A 15,934-nucleotide genomic window follows, 5' to 3' on the forward strand; every position below is an offset into this window, starting at 1 on the left:
CAAAATTACGAAAATGAACCAACCTTTAGCATACGTTCACCCAGGAGCAAAAATTGCCAAAAACGTGGTCATTGAACCGTTCACGACCATTCATAACAATGTAGTGATTGGTGAAGGCACATGGATAGGAAGCAATGTTACAATCATGGAAGGTGCCAGGATAGGCAAGAATTGTAATATTTTTCCAGGTGCGGTTATATCTGCTGTGCCTCAAGATTTAAAGTACAATGATGAGGACACTACTGTAGAAATTGGTGATAACGTAACCATTCGTGAGTGTGTCACTATCAATAGAGGCACCACCGACAAAATGAAAACAGTAATTGGAAACAATTGCCTCATTATGGCTTATTGCCATATTGCACATGATTGCGTTGTGGGCAACAATTGTATTTTTTCTAATAACAGTACTTTAGCAGGTCACATTACAGTGGGTGATTATGTTGTTTTAGCAGGAATGACTGCTGTTCATCAATTCTGTTCAGTCGGGAATCATGCTTTTGTTACAGGGGGATCTTTAGTACGTAAAGATGTACCTCCTTTTGTAAAAGCAGCCCGTGAACCTTTATCTTATGTCGGTATTAACTCTGTAGGATTAAGAAGACGTGGTTTTTCAACTGAAAAAATTAGAGAAATTCAAGATATATATAGAATCTTATATCAAAAAAACTATAACAATACCCAAGCTGCAGAAATCATTGAAGCGGAAATGGAGGCTACTCCAGAGCGCGATGAAATTCTTCAATTTATTAAGGATTCGCAGCGTGGTATAATGAAAGGATATTTTAAATCAAATTAATTTATGGCTAGTACTTCAGATATTAGAAACGGATTGTGCATAAGATACAATCATGATATTTTTAAAATTATAGAGTTTTTACACGTAAAACCAGGTAAAGGACCTGCGTTTGTGAGAACGAAACTAAAAAGTGTTACCACAGGTAAAGTTATTGACAATACATTTTCAGCAGGACATAAAATTGAAGATGTTCGGGTTGAGACGCATAAGTTCCAGTTTTTATATCATGATGGTGAATTTTACCATTTCATGAATCAAGAAGACTATACCCAAATCCGGTTAATGGAGGCTGCTTTAGATAGACCAGACCTAATGAAAGAAGGTGAAGTTGTGACTATTCTGATTAATGCGGAAGACAACATGCCGTTATCCGTTGAGATGCCTGCTAGTGTTATTTTGGAAGTCACCCACACGGAACCAGGAGTTAAGGGAAATACGGCTACCAATGCAACCAAGCCAGCAACTGTTGAAACCGGAGCAGAAGTGAATGTGCCTTTATTTATCAACGAAGGCGATAAGATAAAAATAGAGACCGAAAAAGGCACTTACAAAGAGCGTATTAAGGAATAGAGTGAAATTTCCGCATAAACATACTTTAAAAGAAATTGCCAATTTAATTGATGTCGATTATGTTGGGGCAGATGATTTTCCGGTTTTAGGCATGAATGAAATTCATGTAGTTGAGCCAGGAGATATTGTTTTTGTTGACCATCCTAAATACTATGACAAAGCTTTAAATTCTGCAGCGACCATTGTTTTAATAAACAAAAAGGTGGATTGTCCTGAAGGTAAGGCCTTATTGATTAGTGATGATCCGTTTCGTGATTTTAATAAGTTAACACGCCATTTTAAGCCCTTTAACTCGACAACAAGTTCAATTTCACAAAGTGCGGTTATTGGCGATGGTACCATTATTCAGCCCAACTGCTTTATAGGCAATAATGTTGTCATTGGAAAAAATTGTGTTATTCATTCTAACGTCAGTATTTATGACGATGCCATTATTGGAGACCATGTGACCATTCATGCAGGTTCGGTTTTAGGAGCCAATGCGTTTTATTACAAGAAAAGACCTGAAGGATATGACAGATTATTATCTGGAGGAAGAGTCATCATAGAAAACCATGTGGATATTGGTGCATTGTGTACTATTGATCGTGGCGTAACGGGTGATACGACTATTGGAGAAGGCTCTAAATTAGACAACCTGATTCAGGTTGGTCATGATACCGTTATTGGAAAAAAATGCCTTTTAGCATCACAGGTTGGTATTGCAGGCTGCGTAGTTGTTGAAGATGAAGTGACCCTTTGGGGCCAAGTAGGTGTTAAAAGTGGTATTACCATATCGAAAGGAACCGTTTTATATGCACAGTCTGGTTTAGGCCATACTACCGAACCAGGCAAAACCTATTTTGGTTCGCCAGCTGGAGAGGCTCGAGAGAAGTTTAAAGAAATGGCATACATCAAACAAATTCCGGAAATCCTTAAAAAATTAAAAGAAAAATAAATGGCTTCCAAAAAGATTATCAAGAAGTTTTTCAATTCGGATTTGGCCAATGATTTGAGCTTAATTGAAAAATTTTATCATAAAGATTGTGAGGTTCATTGGAATAGTAGTAAAGGTTACAGATTCAGGGACTTCAAGGGCACATTAGAATTTTTTAAAGGTATAACAGAATCGTATAGTAATCTACGGTTTGATACAACCCATTTATTGAAGGATAAAAATGCTGTTGTTGCCAGATACACGCTATATGGAACCACAATTGAATCTGCAGATGAAATGCCATTGGCACATTATGTTTCAATCATTGAGTTCAAGGATGACAAAATATATCGTGTTTATGAAATGAGTCAACCAGCGGATCAGGTTACCTTAAATTCCAATTCATTTTAAAAAAGAAATCCAAAAATACTTTTATAAATACTGTTCAAAAGATTACTTTTGTAACGTTTTAAAAACATTAAAAATTCAACTTAAATGAGCGTTTTAGTCAACAAAGATTCAAAAATAATTGTACAAGGTTTTACAGGTAGTGAAGGAACATTTCACGCAGGTCAAATGATAGAATATGGAACCAACGTTGTTGGTGGTGTAACACCAGGTAAAGGTGGTCAAACCCATTTAGATAAACCTGTTTTCAATACTGTTGAAGAAGCTGTAAAACAAGTTGGTGCTGACACGACTATCATTTTCGTTCCACCTGCTTTTGCGGCCGATGCTATAATGGAAGCTGCAGATGCTGGAATTAAAGTTATTATCACCATTACTGAAGGTATTCCGGTTGCTGATATGATTACAGCAGCAAATTATATTAAAGGGAAGGATTGCCGATTGATTGGCCCTAATTGCCCAGGTGTTATTACACCAGAAGAAGCAAAAGTTGGTATCATGCCAGGTTTTGTTTTCAAAAAAGGAAAAGTAGGAATTGTGTCAAAATCAGGAACCTTAACATATGAAGCTGCTGATCAAGTTGTCAAGCAAGGTTTAGGTATTACTACTGCTATTGGAATAGGTGGAGACCCAATCATTGGTACAACTACAAAAGAAGCTGTAGAGCTGTTAATTAATGACCCAGAAACTGAAGCGGTTGTGATGATTGGTGAAATAGGGGGTCAATTGGAAGCTGATGCTGCTAACTGGTATAAAGAAAGCGGTAGCAAAAAACCCGTAGTGGGATTCATTGCTGGTGAAACGGCACCCGCTGGTCGTACTATGGGTCACGCTGGAGCCATTGTTGGAGGAAGTGATGATACGGCTCAAGCCAAGAAAAAAATCATGAGAGCTTGTGGAATTCACGTTGTAGATTCACCTGCTGAAATAGGTAGAAAAGTAGCCGAAGTATTGGCTTAATATAATAACATAAAGTGTTAAAAACCTTACAAAATCTTGTAAGGTTTTTTTATTTGGTGCAACTTGTATTTATTATATTTGACAAACAACTAATCTCAACAACAGAAAATGAAATTATTAGAAGGTAAAACAGCTATAATTACAGGAGCCAGTAGGGGAATTGGACGTGGTATTGCTCAAGTATTTGCTCAGCAAGGGGCCAATGTTGCCTTTACATATAGCTCTTCGGTTGAAGCAGCAAATGAATTAGAGAATGAATTAAATGCTTTGGGTATCAAGGCTAAAGGTTATAAAAGTAATGCCGCCAGTTTTCAAGAAGCCCAAGATCTAGCTGAATCTGTAGTAAATGAATTTGGTTCGATTGATATATTGGTTAATAATGCGGGCATTACAAAAGATAACCTGTTAATGCGTATCAGTGAAGAAGATTTTGATAAAGTTATAGAAGTCAATTTAAAGTCGGTATTTAATATGACCAAAGCGGTACAACGCACTATGCTTAAACAACGCCAAGGTTCTATCATTAATATGAGTTCTGTTGTTGGTGTTAAGGGTAATGCTGGTCAGACGAATTACGCAGCTTCAAAAGCAGGTATTATAGGATTTTCAAAATCAGTTGCTTTAGAGTTGGGTTCTCGTAACATTAGAAGTAATGTCATTGCACCAGGGTTTATAGAAACGGAAATGACAGCTAAACTAGATGAAGATACCGTGAAGGGCTGGAGAGATGCCATTCCTTTAAAAAGAGGAGGGACACCAGAAGACATTGCAAATGCATGTGTATTTTTAGCTAGTGATATGTCATCTTATATTACGGGTCAAACCCTGAATGTAGATGGCGGCATGTTAACCTAATCATTTTTGAATATTTTAATGGGTTCATACACTCTTTTATTGATAATATTATCTGGAATCATAGCGCTATTACTAGCGCTTTTTCAGTATTGGTATCAATCTAAAAAGCGTTCGCATACTTACAGAGTGCTTACTTTTTTAAGATTTATAACATTTTTTCTGATTCTACTGCTTTTAATAAATCCAAAAGTTGAAAAAGAAACCTTTTATAATGAAAAACCCAAACTAGTAATTGCCGCAGATAACTCAAGCTCCATAGAATTTTTGAATCAAAAGAATGCGGTTTCTGGAATTATACAAGCCATTAAAAATAATAAAGATCTTAATGATAAGTTTGATTTAGAATTTTTTGCTTTTAGTGATGATGTTACTCTGACTGACAGCCTAAATTATTCAGGAGGTCAAACTAATGTATCAAATGCCTTTAAAAAGCTTAAGGATATTTATAAAAGTGATATTGCACCCACCATTTTAATATCAGATGGCAATCAAACCTATGGTTCGGATTATGAATACGAATCTTTGAAATATAATCAGCCTGTATTTCCTGTAGTTGTTGGTGATACAACTGTTCACGCTGATATTAAATTACAACAACTTAATGTTAATAAGTATGCTTTCTATAAAAATAAATTTCCAGTTGAAGCCATACTGACCTATAATGGAGAAAAAAGCATTGCGACATCTTTTAAAATTCTTAATGGAAATACAACGGTTTGGTCAGAAAATATAGAATTTAATAAGACCGACAATTCCAGGGTTATCAATCTGACACTACCCGCTAATCAAATAGGGGTGTTTACTTACAAAGCCCTTGTAGAACCCTTGGATAATGAAAAAAATACGGTTAACAATCATAAGGAGTTCGCTATGGAAGTGGTCAATGAGAAATCAAATATTGCTATTGTCAGTGATTTTATTCATCCTGATTTAGGAATGCTCAAGAAGAGTATTGAAACTAATGAGCAGCGTACGGCAACTATTATGGATATGAATCAGTTTGTTTCTAAAATTTCTGATTTTCAAATGGTTATATTATATCAACCCAACAATAGATTTAGACCGGTCTTTGAAGCCCTTAACACGATTCCATTAAATAAATTGATCATATCAGGAACCAGAACTGACTGGAATTTTCTCAACAGTGTTTCCAACGCATTCCAGCATGATATCAATTCACAAATAGAAGATTTTCAGGCTATTTCAAATACTAATTATTCTGAATTTATTCTGTCAGATTTAGACTTTCAGTCATTTCCGCCTTTAAGAGGGAAATTTGGAAACTTAAATTTTTCAGTTCCATTTCAAACAATCTTGTTTAAACAAATTGGTAGTATTACAACTGAAGACGTTTTGTTGGCCACTATGGAACAAAATACAAACAGACAGGCTATTTTACTTGGAGAAGATTTATGGAGGTGGCGAGCGCAGAGTTTTCTAAATAACGATTCTTTTAATCAGTTTGATGATTTTATTGGTAAACTCATTCAATATTTAGCTTCCAAAAAAAGAAAGGAACGATTGAATGTGGAGTTTGAGTCTTTTTACAATGGTAATACGAGTGTTATCATAAGTGCGCAATACTTTAATAAAACCTATGAGTTTGACAATCGAGAGAATTTAATTATTGAAGTTACAGATGATATTTCGGGTGATAAACAATCATTCCCATTTGTATTGAAGAACAATAGTTATGAAGTTAATTTAAGTAATTTAAAAGCTTCGGACTATAGTTTTAAAGTAACAGCAGTAAACAGTAATATTTCAAAATCTGGAAAATTTAAAATATTGGCTTATAATATTGAAGAGCAGTTTTTAAATGCTAATGTTTCGAAGTTAAATTCTACGGCAATGAATACAAATGGAAAGCTCTATTTTCCCGATACCTTCTCAAAGTTAATTGATGATTTATTGAATGATACGCGTTTTGCTACTATTGAAAAAAGTACAAAAAATACAGTATCTTTGATAAGTTGGAAATATCTTCTGGCTCTAATTGCCTTATGTTTAGCTTCAGAATGGTTTATTAGAAAATATAACGGACTTATTTAAATAAAAAAGAGATTATGGAAAGATTACCTAAAATAGGATTACCTATTATTATTACAATAATTGTATTAATTGTTGTCGTAGCAAAGTCTGCAGTAACGATTGACTCTGGTGAAGCAGGAGTGTTGTTTAAGACTTTTGGAGAGGGTGTTGTAATTGATGAGCCACCAATGGGCGAAGGATTTCATATTGTAGCACCATGGAACAAGGTGTTTGTTTATGAAGTAAGACAACAAGAAGTACTTGAAAAAATGAACGTGTTGTCATCAAATGGATTGGATATCAAGCTAGAAGCATCTGTTTGGTTTCAACCAAAATATTCGGATTTAGGAAAGTTGCACCAAGAAAAAAGTGAAATGTACAAAGAGCGTGTATTGCTTCCTGCCATTCGTTCAGCAGCTCGGAGTGTAGTTGGACGTTATACTCCTGAACAGTTGTACTCCACAAAGCGTGATGCCATTCAACAGGAAATATTTGAAGAAACCAAAAAAATCGTTGAAGATCAATACATTCAATTAAACGAGGTGCTAGTTCGTGATGTGACGCTACCGCCAACCATAAAAGATGCCATTGAACGTAAATTAAAACAAGAACAAGAATCTTTGGAATATGAGTTTAGGTTAGTTACTGCTGAAAAGGAGGCTGAAAAAGTTCGAATTGAAGCACAGGGTAAGGCTGATGCTAACAGAATATTAAGCGCTTCATTGACTGATAAAATTTTGCAAGACAAAGGGATTGACGCGACAATTAAGCTATCCGAATCAAATAATTCCAAAGTGATTGTAATAGGTTCAGGAGATTCTGGAATGCCTATAATATTAGGGAATCAATAAAATATATAATTGACCAAATAAAAAGGCACTGAAATCAGTGCCTTCTTTTTATTAATATTTGTTTATTAGGATATCCAGCCTTTTGCAATGGCTTGTTTTGAGAGCCAAATCAAGAACAAGCAAACAATAATAATTATAATAGGCATAATAACGCTAGGCATATCCACATTCATAAATAGGTAGACATGTTGAACAATAGCACCAATAGCTGAAAGGACCAATAGACCATATGCCCATTTTTTTCTTAAAAGTAAAGCTAAACAGCCCAAAGCACCTGCAAAAACAGCAATTGCGAAAGCTGCTGTATACCATGCAGGATAGTCTACTAAAAACTCTGCTTGTTGTTCTTCTGGCATAGCAGCAATCATTTCATCAGTTGCGAAAGCTCGAGCCAAATAGGCCATAACTCCCATTCCATTCCAGATAAGAGCTACTACACTTACAATCCAAAACCACACTGGTGGTTTGTTAGTTGAATCTGTCATATTTTAAAAAATTTAGTTAGTTTATATATAACAAGTTATAAAAAATTTGTGAGATGTGTAAAATAAAGTAATTTCGAACCTTCAAAAGCAAATCAAGTGTTTGAGAACAAACGATATTATTATCTGGTAAAATGTCAATATCTGGGTTACAGATTTCATGGTTGGCAAAAACAGCCCAATCTGAAAACCTTGCATTTGATGATTGATAAAACACTGCGATACATTCTTGAGGGCAAAAAGTTCAAAACATTAACTGCTGGTAGAACAGATGCCATGGTATCAGCTAACGAAGCGGCTTTTGAATTGTTTCTTTATCATAAAATTGAGGATTTAGATACTTTTTTGGAGTTGTTTAATTTTAATTTACCGCAAGATATTCGAGTATTAAGCCTTACTGAAGTATCTAGTGATTTCAATATTATTCAAGGATCAAAGGTTAAGGAATACTTATATATTTTTGCATTTGGTGGCAAATTTCATCCGTTTTGTGCTCCCATAATGACAACCATTTTAACAGATTTGGATATCGAACTCATGAAGGAAGGTGCCAAACTTTTTCAAGGCTCACATTATTTTAAATCGTATTGTTTCAAACCCACAGATAAAGGTGTTTATGATAGAGAAATTGATGTTTGCGAAATAGTTGAAAACACCCAATTAACAGCCAATTTTTTTCCTGAAAAATCGTACATTTTACGTGTAAAAGGTAAAGGGTTTATGCGTAATCAAATACGATTGATGATGGGTGCACTTATTAACCTTGGTAAAGGCGAATTGACACTTTCGGATATTGAAGCGAGCTTACTTCCTAATAATAATATAGCCATAGATTATATCGCTCCAGCTTCAGGATTAATTCTTAATAAAGTTGATTTTCAAGAGTGATATAATCGCTTTATTCTGTTAAAAACCATTAAGAATTCCCATAATTATTTAACATAATTTATGTTAAAAGAACCTTAAAGAGGTTAAAGCTTGTTAAATCACTTGACTTATCTCATCTAGCCCCTAGTTTATAAGCGTAACTATTTATAAATCAGCAAAAAAAAATTATGAGTTATTTAAACATGAAAGATGAAAAGTTAATACCTGTGGTGGTGGAATTAAATACCTTGTTAGCAGATTATCATATTTACTACCAAAAATTACGAAGCAACCACTGGAACATACTCGGTAAGAATTTTTTTGATCTTCACAACAAATTTGAAGAGATGTACAATGATGCTAAAATCAAAATTGATGAAATAGCAGAGCGTATTTTAACCTTGCGTTTTCATCCCATGAGTACATTTAAGGATTATTTTCAAGTGTCAGCCATTACCGAAAAAGAAGGTTTAAAAACAGATGTTGACATGGTGAAGGAAACCCTTAACGATCATAAAATTCTACTTAAACAAATGAGTAAAGTCATTGAAAAGGCCGAATCAGTTTCTGACGAAGGAACCATAGATTTGATTGGTGCCTATATCAGAGAGCTAGAGAAAACAAGTTGGATGTTAGACGCTTGGGCAAAAGATACCAAGGATACTTTGAACACAACACCTATTGAAGCCTAATAATCGCCATTAAATCTTAATTATGAAAGAGCAATTAGCAGAAGCATTCAATAATTTAATTGACAAATTAAAAGGTTGGTTCAATACAATTATAGAATATCTACCAAACTTTGTGCTTGCCATTTTAGTACTTATCACGGCATATTTTATAGCAAAGTATGTGAATAAAGCAACAAAAAAGATTGTCGATAAGAAAGTTCAAGACGAGTCGGTAAGTGGTATGATATCTAGAATTACAGCTGTAATAGTTGTGTTGGCAGGATTGTTTTTGGCTTTAGGGATCATGAATTTAAATCAAGCACTCACATCACTACTAGCTGGTGCTGGTGTAGCTGGTTTGGCAATTGGTTTGGCCTTACAGGGCACATTGTCAAATACAATTTCTGGTATCATTCTATCCTTCAGAAAAAAAATTCAAATTGGCAATTGGGTAGAGACTAACGGTTTTTCAGGTGAAGTTATGGATATTAACATGAAAGACTTCACGCTTAAAGAAGCGGATAACAACATCGTCGTTATACCAAACAAAAAAATACTTGAAAATCCGCTAAAAAACTATTCGCTAACAACCAAAATGCGTGTTTTTATAGAATGTGGAGTCGGGTATGAATCTGATTTGGAAAAAGTAGAATCGCTCACTAAAGAAGTTATTGCCAAAACTTTTGATCAGGTTGAAAAGCCAGAAGATGTAGAATTCTATTACACAGAGTTTGGCAACAGTTCCATTAACTACTTATGTCGGTTTTGGATAGATGCTGAAAGCATGCTGGAAAAACTCCGTGCAAAAACCAAAGCTATTATTGAAATCAAAAAAGCTTATGATAAAGAAGGAATCAATATACCGTTCCCAATTCGAACATTAAAATTTGACAATGAGTTAGCTTTTAACAACCCTGTTGAATTTGAAAAAATCTCTAAAAACTAGAGTTAGATTACGAGTTTGTAATCTTAACCAATAATTAAAAAATTAAATATTATGTTACGTTGGACAATCACTTTTGTAATAATTGCAATCATCGCTGGAGTTTTAGGTTTTGGTGGTATTGCGGGAGCATCGGCAGGAATTGCTAAAATATGTTTCTACATTTTTTTAGTACTCTTTGTGTTGTCATTATTAAAAGGTGGTTTAAGTAAAAAGTAATACGTTTTATAAAACCGAATTATTAACCATTAAAATTAAAACAATGAAAACTATATTATATATATGTGCATTTATGTTAGTAGCAAATCTTAATGCACAAGAAAAATCAAAAAATATGTCAGAGACTACCGAAGTTAAAACGGTTAAGGTCAATAATGGCAAAGAAGTTGTTGAAAAAAAAGTCAAAGTAACAACAAAAAAAGAAAAAGAAGTAGCACTTGATAAAGCCGATGCTGGTAAAGTAAACCAAGACATGGTTGTTGGTAAAAACCAAAAGGTCACAAAAATTATTGAAATAGATAATGATAACGATCCTTTTTACGATTCTGAAATTGAGATAGTAACCTATGTCAAAGAGGGCGAAGAGTATAGCTTTGTTAAAAACACTGAAGGTTTTTCAGTATCAGCCAAAGGCACAAAGAAACCGTATGGTAATGCTGTTCGTTCAAGTCTAGATGATAGATACTATATTTTTAATAACAAAGATTATTCAGGAGTTGGTTATTTTGACAATAATGGAAATTTTGTTGTAGAATACTATAACAATGAAATCAGTTCATTAATAACTACAAAATATGTGACTATAACATCTTCTAAATAGATTGAAACATTAATTAAAAAAGCCTCATTCACTTGAGGCTTTTTTTTAACTTTAAACACATAAATCATGGCATTATGAAAGATACTTTAAAAGAAGCTTTAGGGTTTTTAAATAGATTGGAAAAAAACAATAATAGAGATTGGTTTAATGACCATAAAAAGGAATTTAAATCTATAGAAAAGAATATTAAAAGCCTTTACAATGATGTCTTTGAGACTTTGAAAAAACATGATGATGTAGATAGCTTTAAAATGTTCAGAATATACAGAGATGTTAGGTTTTCAAAAAACAAACAACCCTATAAAACACATTTTGGTGGTTCATTTCACCGCAGAAAACCAGAATTGCGAGGTGGTTATTATTTGCATATAGCACCAAACAATGGGTCTTTTATAGCAACCGGATTTTGGGAGCCCAATAAAGATGATTTATTGCGTATTAGAAGAGAGTTTGAGGTTGACGCCTCTGAAATGCGAGAACTATTGGCAGAAAAATCATTTAAAGATATTTGGGGAGAATTGGAAGGTGATGAATTGAAATCTGCACCGCGAGATTTTGACAAAGATCACCCAAACATTGATCTGATACGTAAAAAGCAATATATTTTCGTAAGAAAGTATAAAGATGCAGACCTATTACCTCCAAATTTTATAGATGATGTTAACAAGTCCTTCAAAGCTATCAAGCCGTATTTCGATTATATGAGTGATGTGCTCACCACAAATATAAATGGCGAATCCATTATTTAATCGCTACAATGGTATGCTTATTACCATTAAATTCAATGGAATCTCCAACAACTTTATTTTTAAGTAATTGCCCAATAGGAGATAGGAGTGATATGCCAAAATAGGTTGTACCTTCTAATTCTATAGCTCCGATACTGGTTGAAATGAAAAAGTTTGATGCATTGGTTTTTACAATGCTGCCTAAAACGACACTGGTATGGTTAGTCTTTGGATTAATTAATTTTAAAGTATCTAAAGTCTTGAGAGCTTCGGTTAAATGCTGGGCATTTTTTTCTAAATCATTGAAAAGCTTTCCATTACCTGAATCATCATCTTCATCATTACTTTTGTCATTATTTTCAATAGATTCTTTAATAGTCTCAATTTCATCCCTATAACTAGCTATACGCTTACTGGCGTAGTTTTGACAAACAGCTAGTAATTGCTCTTTAACTGTCATTTAAGCAACCAGTTCCTGAAAAACTTGAATATTATCAATTAAACGTTCCTTAACAATATTCATCATGCGCTTATTTAAGGCTGATGAATTCGTAATGTAAAAACGATATTCATCTACTGTAAATTGACCAATGACCATCCCCTTTAGAGAGTTTCTGAATTTCATATCTTTTTGAATGGCATTTTCAATGTAGTCAATCTGCTTTTCAACAGTCAAATGGTAAAATACATTTTTGTGCTTATCAGCATAATTTTTAAAAACTTCAACAAATAAATCATTTTGAAATTTTATAATTGGACGAAGTGTCGCATTCTGAAAACGTTCATCGGGACTCATAGTCTCAAAAAAAACTGCCGATGTGATTTCTGGTCGGCATTGCAATAGGTTTGTAGATCGGCTCATGATTTAAGTTTGATTAAAAATATAAATTACATCATCCATTTGCCCTTCATATGATTTAGAATATTAACAGCGTTATCAACAAATAGGTTTTCATCATCATTGCATTGAGCAATGTTATGCCAACTCTTTTTTACTATAATCTTTATAAACTATCTTTGATAAAAACAAGAGATATGAAGTTTGGAAGTGCAGACAACCCAGAATTAATTGATTTCTCATTACCACCTGACCATATTGACACCGCAAAAGTACTTAACCAGGTTAAAGATGATAATCTACCTGAAGTTTATGTGGGTTGTGCTAAATGGAATAAAGCCGATTTAAAGGGGTTTTATCCACGTGGGACCAAAGATGAATTAGGCTATTATTCCAATCAATTTAATGCTATTGAGTTAAATGCAACGTTTTACAGAATTTTTCCAGCGGAGCAATTTGCAACTTGGTATGATAAAACACCTACGGGTTTTAAGTTTTTTCCAAAACTGAACCAAGAGATTAGCCATTGGAAAAGATTGAATGATGTTCAGGCAGTTGTTGAAAACTACTTATACAATGCCTCTAACCTCAAAGAAAAATTAGGAACCGTATTTCTACAGATGCATAATAATTTTGCTCCAAAGGATTTTGATAGAGTGGTGAATTTTGTTGAAAATTGGCCAAATGAGGTTCCGTTAGCTATAGAATTTAGGCATACCAATTGGTATAATGATGAGGTGGTTTCCAATCAACTATACGATTTATTAGAGTCAAACAACATTTCAAATGTCATTGTAGATACTGCCGGTAGACGCGATTTAATGCACATGCGATTGACCAACCCAACGGCATTTGTGCGTTATGTGGGAGCAAATCATCCATCAGATTATACTCGATTGGATGATTGGGTAAAACGATTGGAGGAATGGCAAGACCAAGGCATCAAAGAAATTGATTTTTTCATCCATCAAAATATAGAAAAGGAATCGCCTCTACTTTCAGCTTATTTCATAAAACGATTAAATAAAGCGTTAGGAACTTCACTGAAAATTCCTAATGAGAATCAGCAACAAAAACCATTATAACCTATGAGATTTCACACTAGAAAATGGGTCAAACCCGAAGATTTGAATCCTAACGAGACCCTTTTTGGAGGTCGATTATTAGCTTGGATCGATGAAGAAGTGGCATTATACACGTTAATACAGCTAGAAAATAAGCGTATTGTAACCAAATTTATGTCTGAAATCAATTTCATGAGCTCGGCAAAGCAAGGTGATATCGTTGAATTGGGTATTGAAGTTGTGCGTTTTGGTAAGTCTTCTTTAACACTAAAATGTGAGGCCAGAAATAAAATGACTCGCGAAACCATATTAACAGTAGATAATATTATTATGGTTAATTTAGACGAGAATGGTAAGCCTGCACCACATGGTAAAACCCAGATAGAATTTGTTAAGGATAGATTGGCCGATTGATTTAATTATTTAGAGAATCAATAATGGTATTCAATTCATAAATTTCCAAGTCAAAATAAGGGACGGCTGCAATGGCATGGTCAAAAATATCTGACATGATGTATTCATAATTTTCCCAACGCTTATCACTACTAAAACAATAAATCTCTAGTGGCAAGCCTTGAGGTGTTGGCGCTAATTGTCTTACCATTATAAACATATCCTTGTTTATGGCAGAATGATTTTCAATATAACTTTGCAGGTATTTCCTAAAGACACCTATGTTAGTCAAATTCCTACCATTTATCAATGTTTTTTTGTCAATATGGTTAGCGTTGTTATAGTTGTCAATATCGTTTTGTCTTGTGTTTAAATAATCAGTGATTAACTGAATGTTCTTGAAGTTTTCAATGTCCTTTTTAGTAAGATATTTTACACTTTTGGCCTTTAGAATTATAGAACGTTTAATACGTCTTCCACCTGATGACTGCATACCACGCCAGTTTTTAAAGGAATCTGTTATCAGAGCAAAGGTAGGAATATGTGTAATGGTCATATCAAAATTCTGCACTTGAACCGTAGAAAGGTTTATTTCAATAACATCACCATCGGCTCCATATTTTTCCATGGTAATCCAGTCACCAATTCTAACACTATCATTAACTGCCACTTGAATGCTGGCAACAAAGCCCAGAATGGTATCCTTAAAAATCAATAGTAAAATGGCAGACGCAGCACCTAAAGTTGTAAAGAATTTTATGAATGATAAATTAATAACCACTGCAAGACAGGATGCAATGGCAATAATCCATACGAATAGCATAACAACTTGTATATAACTATCGATGGGTTTATCCTTTAGTCTTGGCAATGTCTTAAAATAGGATTCAAAGGTTTTGAGGATACTTCGTATAATCCATACCGTCAAAATAATACCATATACTTTCAGAATGGTAACTATATAGCTTTCAAAATGTGGAAAGTCATAAAAAACAAAGGGAAAAAGCTTGATAGTTAGAATTAAAGGCACTATGTGAGCTATGTTTCTTGGGGCTTTATGATTAACTAATAAGTCATCAAAATGAGTTTTAGATTTCTCGGAGAACTTGCTAAATGCATTAATTAACAGTTTTCTAGTTACAAAATCTGTAATAAAAATAATGACAAATAACCCAATTAAAAGAACTAATAAATTCAAATATTTGGCTGTATCGGCATTGACATCTATTGAGATTAGATAGTCATAGAATAAACATTGAATATCTTTCATAAAGCATTAAGGTTTCAAAAATTTTTTATCCACACAAAATGTTCCGAATGGTATTATGGATGCCAATAAAACAGTTCGCATTATTTTGGAACTCCATTTTAAATTACTGCCAATAATGATGGCCAAAACAATATATGCTATAAACAAAAGGCCATGTGGCATCCCCAAGAGCTTGACATATTTGGGCTCGTTCATAAAATATTTAACAGGAGTGGCAATAAATAGCAGCAAAATGTAGGATACGCCTTCAAGCAGCGCTATAATTCTAAATAATGGTAACATATGATGTTTTTGGTTTAGCAAAAATACAATTCATAATACTATTTTTTTACACTTTTCACAAATTACATGTTCTGAAATTCAGATTTACAATTTTATGTTTTAAGTAGCTTAACGATAAAAAGTTACAAATAACGATTTTAATCTTTGAGATAGCTATTTAGTAATACTTTTAATCTGTAAATGATA

At 33.7% G+C, this 15,934-nt stretch carries 21 protein-coding genes; 16 read left to right on the forward strand and 5 right to left on the reverse strand.

Annotated features, from left to right (window positions below):
- Nucleotides 1-13: 13 nt before the first annotated feature.
- The 8 genes from lpxA to C1T31_RS08630 all read left to right on the forward strand — a co-directional run bounded on the left by lpxA (nt 14) and on the right by C1T31_RS08630 (nt 7,390).
- Nucleotides 14-799, forward strand: coding sequence for an acyl-ACP--UDP-N-acetylglucosamine O-acyltransferase (lpxA, locus tag C1T31_RS08595; RefSeq protein ID WP_103052081.1), 786 nt, complete (start codon nt 14-16; stop codon nt 797-799).
- Between the two features lie 3 nt (nt 800-802).
- Nucleotides 803-1,369 carry an elongation factor P gene (gene efp, locus C1T31_RS08600; protein WP_103052082.1) on the forward strand — a complete coding sequence of 189 codons (567 nt, stop codon included), beginning with the start codon at nt 803-805 and terminating at the stop codon, nt 1,367-1,369.
- A gap of 1 nt (nt 1,370) precedes the next feature.
- Complete coding sequence (locus C1T31_RS08605) at nt 1,371-2,306, forward strand: UDP-3-O-(3-hydroxymyristoyl)glucosamine N-acyltransferase (protein WP_103052083.1); 936 nt, start codon at nt 1,371-1,373, stop codon at nt 2,304-2,306.
- Nucleotides 2,307-2,696: a nuclear transport factor 2 family protein gene (locus C1T31_RS08610; RefSeq protein ID WP_103052084.1), complete on the forward strand. Its 390-nt coding sequence runs from the start codon at nt 2,307-2,309 to the stop codon at nt 2,694-2,696.
- A gap of 84 nt (nt 2,697-2,780) precedes the next feature.
- Complete coding sequence (gene sucD, locus C1T31_RS08615; RefSeq protein ID WP_103052085.1) at nt 2,781-3,653, forward strand: succinate--CoA ligase subunit alpha; 873 nt, start codon at nt 2,781-2,783, stop codon at nt 3,651-3,653.
- A 108-nt stretch (nt 3,654-3,761) separates the two neighbouring features.
- Nucleotides 3,762-4,508, forward strand: coding sequence for a 3-oxoacyl-[acyl-carrier-protein] reductase (gene fabG / locus C1T31_RS08620; RefSeq protein WP_103052086.1), 747 nt, complete (start codon nt 3,762-3,764; stop codon nt 4,506-4,508).
- Nucleotides 4,509-4,526: 18 nt separating this feature from the next.
- Entirely contained in the window at nt 4,527-6,560 is a 2,034-nt protein-coding gene (locus C1T31_RS08625; protein ID WP_103052087.1) for a vWA domain-containing protein, read from the forward strand.
- Between the two features lie 14 nt (nt 6,561-6,574).
- Nucleotides 6,575-7,390 carry a prohibitin family protein gene (locus tag C1T31_RS08630; RefSeq protein ID WP_103052088.1) on the forward strand — a complete coding sequence of 272 codons (816 nt, stop codon included), beginning with the start codon at nt 6,575-6,577 and terminating at the stop codon, nt 7,388-7,390.
- 65 nt (nt 7,391-7,455) lie between these two features.
- Here C1T31_RS08630 and C1T31_RS08635 read toward each other — a convergent pair whose 3' ends face one another.
- Nucleotides 7,456-7,875 (reverse strand): hypothetical protein, encoded by a 420-nt coding sequence (locus C1T31_RS08635; protein ID WP_103052089.1) that lies wholly within the window; start codon nt 7,873-7,875, stop codon nt 7,456-7,458.
- 96 nt (nt 7,876-7,971) lie between these two features.
- Between C1T31_RS08635 and C1T31_RS08640 the strand changes: the two genes are divergently transcribed.
- From C1T31_RS08640 to C1T31_RS08665, 6 genes are all read left to right on the forward strand, one after another.
- Entirely contained in the window at nt 7,972-8,760 is a 789-nt protein-coding gene (locus tag C1T31_RS08640; RefSeq protein ID WP_103052090.1) for a tRNA pseudouridine synthase A, read from the forward strand.
- 167 nt (nt 8,761-8,927) lie between these two features.
- Nucleotides 8,928-9,431 (forward strand): Dps family protein, encoded by a 504-nt coding sequence (locus tag C1T31_RS08645; protein ID WP_103052091.1) that lies wholly within the window; start codon nt 8,928-8,930, stop codon nt 9,429-9,431.
- A gap of 22 nt (nt 9,432-9,453) precedes the next feature.
- The gene (locus C1T31_RS08650) at nt 9,454-10,356 is read left to right on the forward strand and encodes a mechanosensitive ion channel family protein (RefSeq protein ID WP_103052092.1); all 903 of its coding nucleotides are present in this window, start codon (nt 9,454-9,456) and stop codon (nt 10,354-10,356) included.
- Between the two features lie 51 nt (nt 10,357-10,407).
- A complete protein-coding gene (locus tag C1T31_RS08655; RefSeq protein ID WP_103052093.1) occupies nt 10,408-10,572 on the forward strand; it encodes a DUF1328 domain-containing protein in 165 nt (54 codons plus the stop codon).
- Nucleotides 10,573-10,615: 43 nt separating this feature from the next.
- Nucleotides 10,616-11,173 carry a hypothetical protein gene (locus C1T31_RS08660; protein ID WP_103052094.1) on the forward strand — a complete coding sequence of 186 codons (558 nt, stop codon included), beginning with the start codon at nt 10,616-10,618 and terminating at the stop codon, nt 11,171-11,173.
- Between the two features lie 74 nt (nt 11,174-11,247).
- The gene (locus C1T31_RS08665) at nt 11,248-11,922 is read left to right on the forward strand and encodes a DUF2461 domain-containing protein (RefSeq protein WP_103052095.1); all 675 of its coding nucleotides are present in this window, start codon (nt 11,248-11,250) and stop codon (nt 11,920-11,922) included.
- On the opposite strand, the gene C1T31_RS08670 is transcribed toward C1T31_RS08665, so the two are convergent.
- Both C1T31_RS08670 and C1T31_RS08675 read right to left on the reverse strand, forming a co-directional pair.
- The gene (locus C1T31_RS08670; RefSeq protein WP_103052096.1) at nt 11,915-12,361 is read right to left on the reverse strand and encodes a transcription elongation factor; all 447 of its coding nucleotides are present in this window, start codon (nt 12,359-12,361) and stop codon (nt 11,915-11,917) included. The two genes, C1T31_RS08665 and C1T31_RS08670, sit on opposite strands and share 8 nt — an antisense overlap.
- Nucleotides 12,362-12,763, reverse strand: a complete 402-nt coding sequence (locus tag C1T31_RS08675) for a glyoxalase (RefSeq protein ID WP_103052097.1) — start codon at nt 12,761-12,763, stop codon at nt 12,362-12,364.
- A 173-nt stretch (nt 12,764-12,936) separates the two neighbouring features.
- On the opposite strand from C1T31_RS08675, the gene C1T31_RS08680 reads away from it, so the two are divergent.
- Together C1T31_RS08680 and C1T31_RS08685 are read left to right on the forward strand one after the other, a co-directional pair.
- Nucleotides 12,937-13,824 carry a DUF72 domain-containing protein gene (locus C1T31_RS08680; protein ID WP_103052098.1) on the forward strand — a complete coding sequence of 296 codons (888 nt, stop codon included), beginning with the start codon at nt 12,937-12,939 and terminating at the stop codon, nt 13,822-13,824.
- 3 nt (nt 13,825-13,827) lie between these two features.
- Nucleotides 13,828-14,217 (forward strand): acyl-CoA thioesterase, encoded by a 390-nt coding sequence (locus C1T31_RS08685; RefSeq protein WP_103052099.1) that lies wholly within the window; start codon nt 13,828-13,830, stop codon nt 14,215-14,217.
- 1 nt (nt 14,218) lies between these two features.
- Here C1T31_RS08685 and C1T31_RS08690 read toward each other — a convergent pair whose 3' ends face one another.
- Together C1T31_RS08690 and C1T31_RS08695 are read right to left on the reverse strand one after the other, a co-directional pair.
- Nucleotides 14,219-15,466 (reverse strand): mechanosensitive ion channel family protein, encoded by a 1,248-nt coding sequence (locus C1T31_RS08690; RefSeq protein ID WP_103052100.1) that lies wholly within the window; start codon nt 15,464-15,466, stop codon nt 14,219-14,221.
- A 6-nt stretch (nt 15,467-15,472) separates the two neighbouring features.
- The gene (locus C1T31_RS08695; RefSeq protein ID WP_103052101.1) at nt 15,473-15,748 is read right to left on the reverse strand and encodes a DUF3817 domain-containing protein; all 276 of its coding nucleotides are present in this window, start codon (nt 15,746-15,748) and stop codon (nt 15,473-15,475) included.
- Between the last annotated feature and the right edge of the window lie 186 nt (nt 15,749-15,934).

Origin of the sequence: Hanstruepera neustonica, assembly GCF_002895005.1 — a bacterium.
Taxonomy (GTDB): Bacteria; Bacteroidota; Bacteroidia; order Flavobacteriales; family Flavobacteriaceae; genus Hanstruepera; species Hanstruepera neustonica.

Bases quoted from the DNA above. Each gene is read 5' to 3' on its own strand.
- C1T31_RS08690 (WP_103052100.1), bottom strand. From the start codon at position 15,466: ATGAAAGATATTCAATGTTTATTCTATGACTATCTAATCTCAATAGAT.
- C1T31_RS08675 (WP_103052097.1), bottom strand. From the start codon at position 12,763: ATGAGCCGATCTACAAACCTATTGCAATGCCGACCAGAAATCACATCG.
- C1T31_RS08650 (WP_103052092.1), top strand. From the start codon at position 9,454: ATGAAAGAGCAATTAGCAGAAGCATTCAATAATTTAATTGACAAATTA.
- C1T31_RS08655 (WP_103052093.1), top strand. From the start codon at position 10,408: ATGTTACGTTGGACAATCACTTTTGTAATAATTGCAATCATCGCTGGA.
- C1T31_RS08670 (WP_103052096.1), bottom strand. From the start codon at position 12,361: ATGACAGTTAAAGAGCAATTACTAGCTGTTTGTCAAAACTACGCCAGT.
- C1T31_RS08635 (WP_103052089.1), bottom strand. From the start codon at position 7,875: ATGACAGATTCAACTAACAAACCACCAGTGTGGTTTTGGATTGTAAGT.
- fabG (WP_103052086.1), top strand. From the start codon at position 3,762: ATGAAATTATTAGAAGGTAAAACAGCTATAATTACAGGAGCCAGTAGG.
- C1T31_RS08630 (WP_103052088.1), top strand. From the start codon at position 6,575: ATGGAAAGATTACCTAAAATAGGATTACCTATTATTATTACAATAATT.
- lpxA (WP_103052081.1), top strand. From the start codon at position 14: ATGAACCAACCTTTAGCATACGTTCACCCAGGAGCAAAAATTGCCAAA.
- C1T31_RS08685 (WP_103052099.1), top strand. From the start codon at position 13,828: ATGAGATTTCACACTAGAAAATGGGTCAAACCCGAAGATTTGAATCCT.
- C1T31_RS08645 (WP_103052091.1), top strand. From the start codon at position 8,928: ATGAGTTATTTAAACATGAAAGATGAAAAGTTAATACCTGTGGTGGTG.
- efp (WP_103052082.1), top strand. From the start codon at position 803: ATGGCTAGTACTTCAGATATTAGAAACGGATTGTGCATAAGATACAAT.
- C1T31_RS08665 (WP_103052095.1), top strand. From the start codon at position 11,248: ATGAAAGATACTTTAAAAGAAGCTTTAGGGTTTTTAAATAGATTGGAA.
- C1T31_RS08625 (WP_103052087.1), top strand. From the start codon at position 4,527: ATGGGTTCATACACTCTTTTATTGATAATATTATCTGGAATCATAGCG.
- C1T31_RS08610 (WP_103052084.1), top strand. From the start codon at position 2,307: ATGGCTTCCAAAAAGATTATCAAGAAGTTTTTCAATTCGGATTTGGCC.
- C1T31_RS08660 (WP_103052094.1), top strand. From the start codon at position 10,616: ATGAAAACTATATTATATATATGTGCATTTATGTTAGTAGCAAATCTT.
- C1T31_RS08695 (WP_103052101.1), bottom strand. From the start codon at position 15,748: ATGTTACCATTATTTAGAATTATAGCGCTGCTTGAAGGCGTATCCTAC.
- sucD (WP_103052085.1), top strand. From the start codon at position 2,781: ATGAGCGTTTTAGTCAACAAAGATTCAAAAATAATTGTACAAGGTTTT.
- C1T31_RS08680 (WP_103052098.1), top strand. From the start codon at position 12,937: ATGAAGTTTGGAAGTGCAGACAACCCAGAATTAATTGATTTCTCATTA.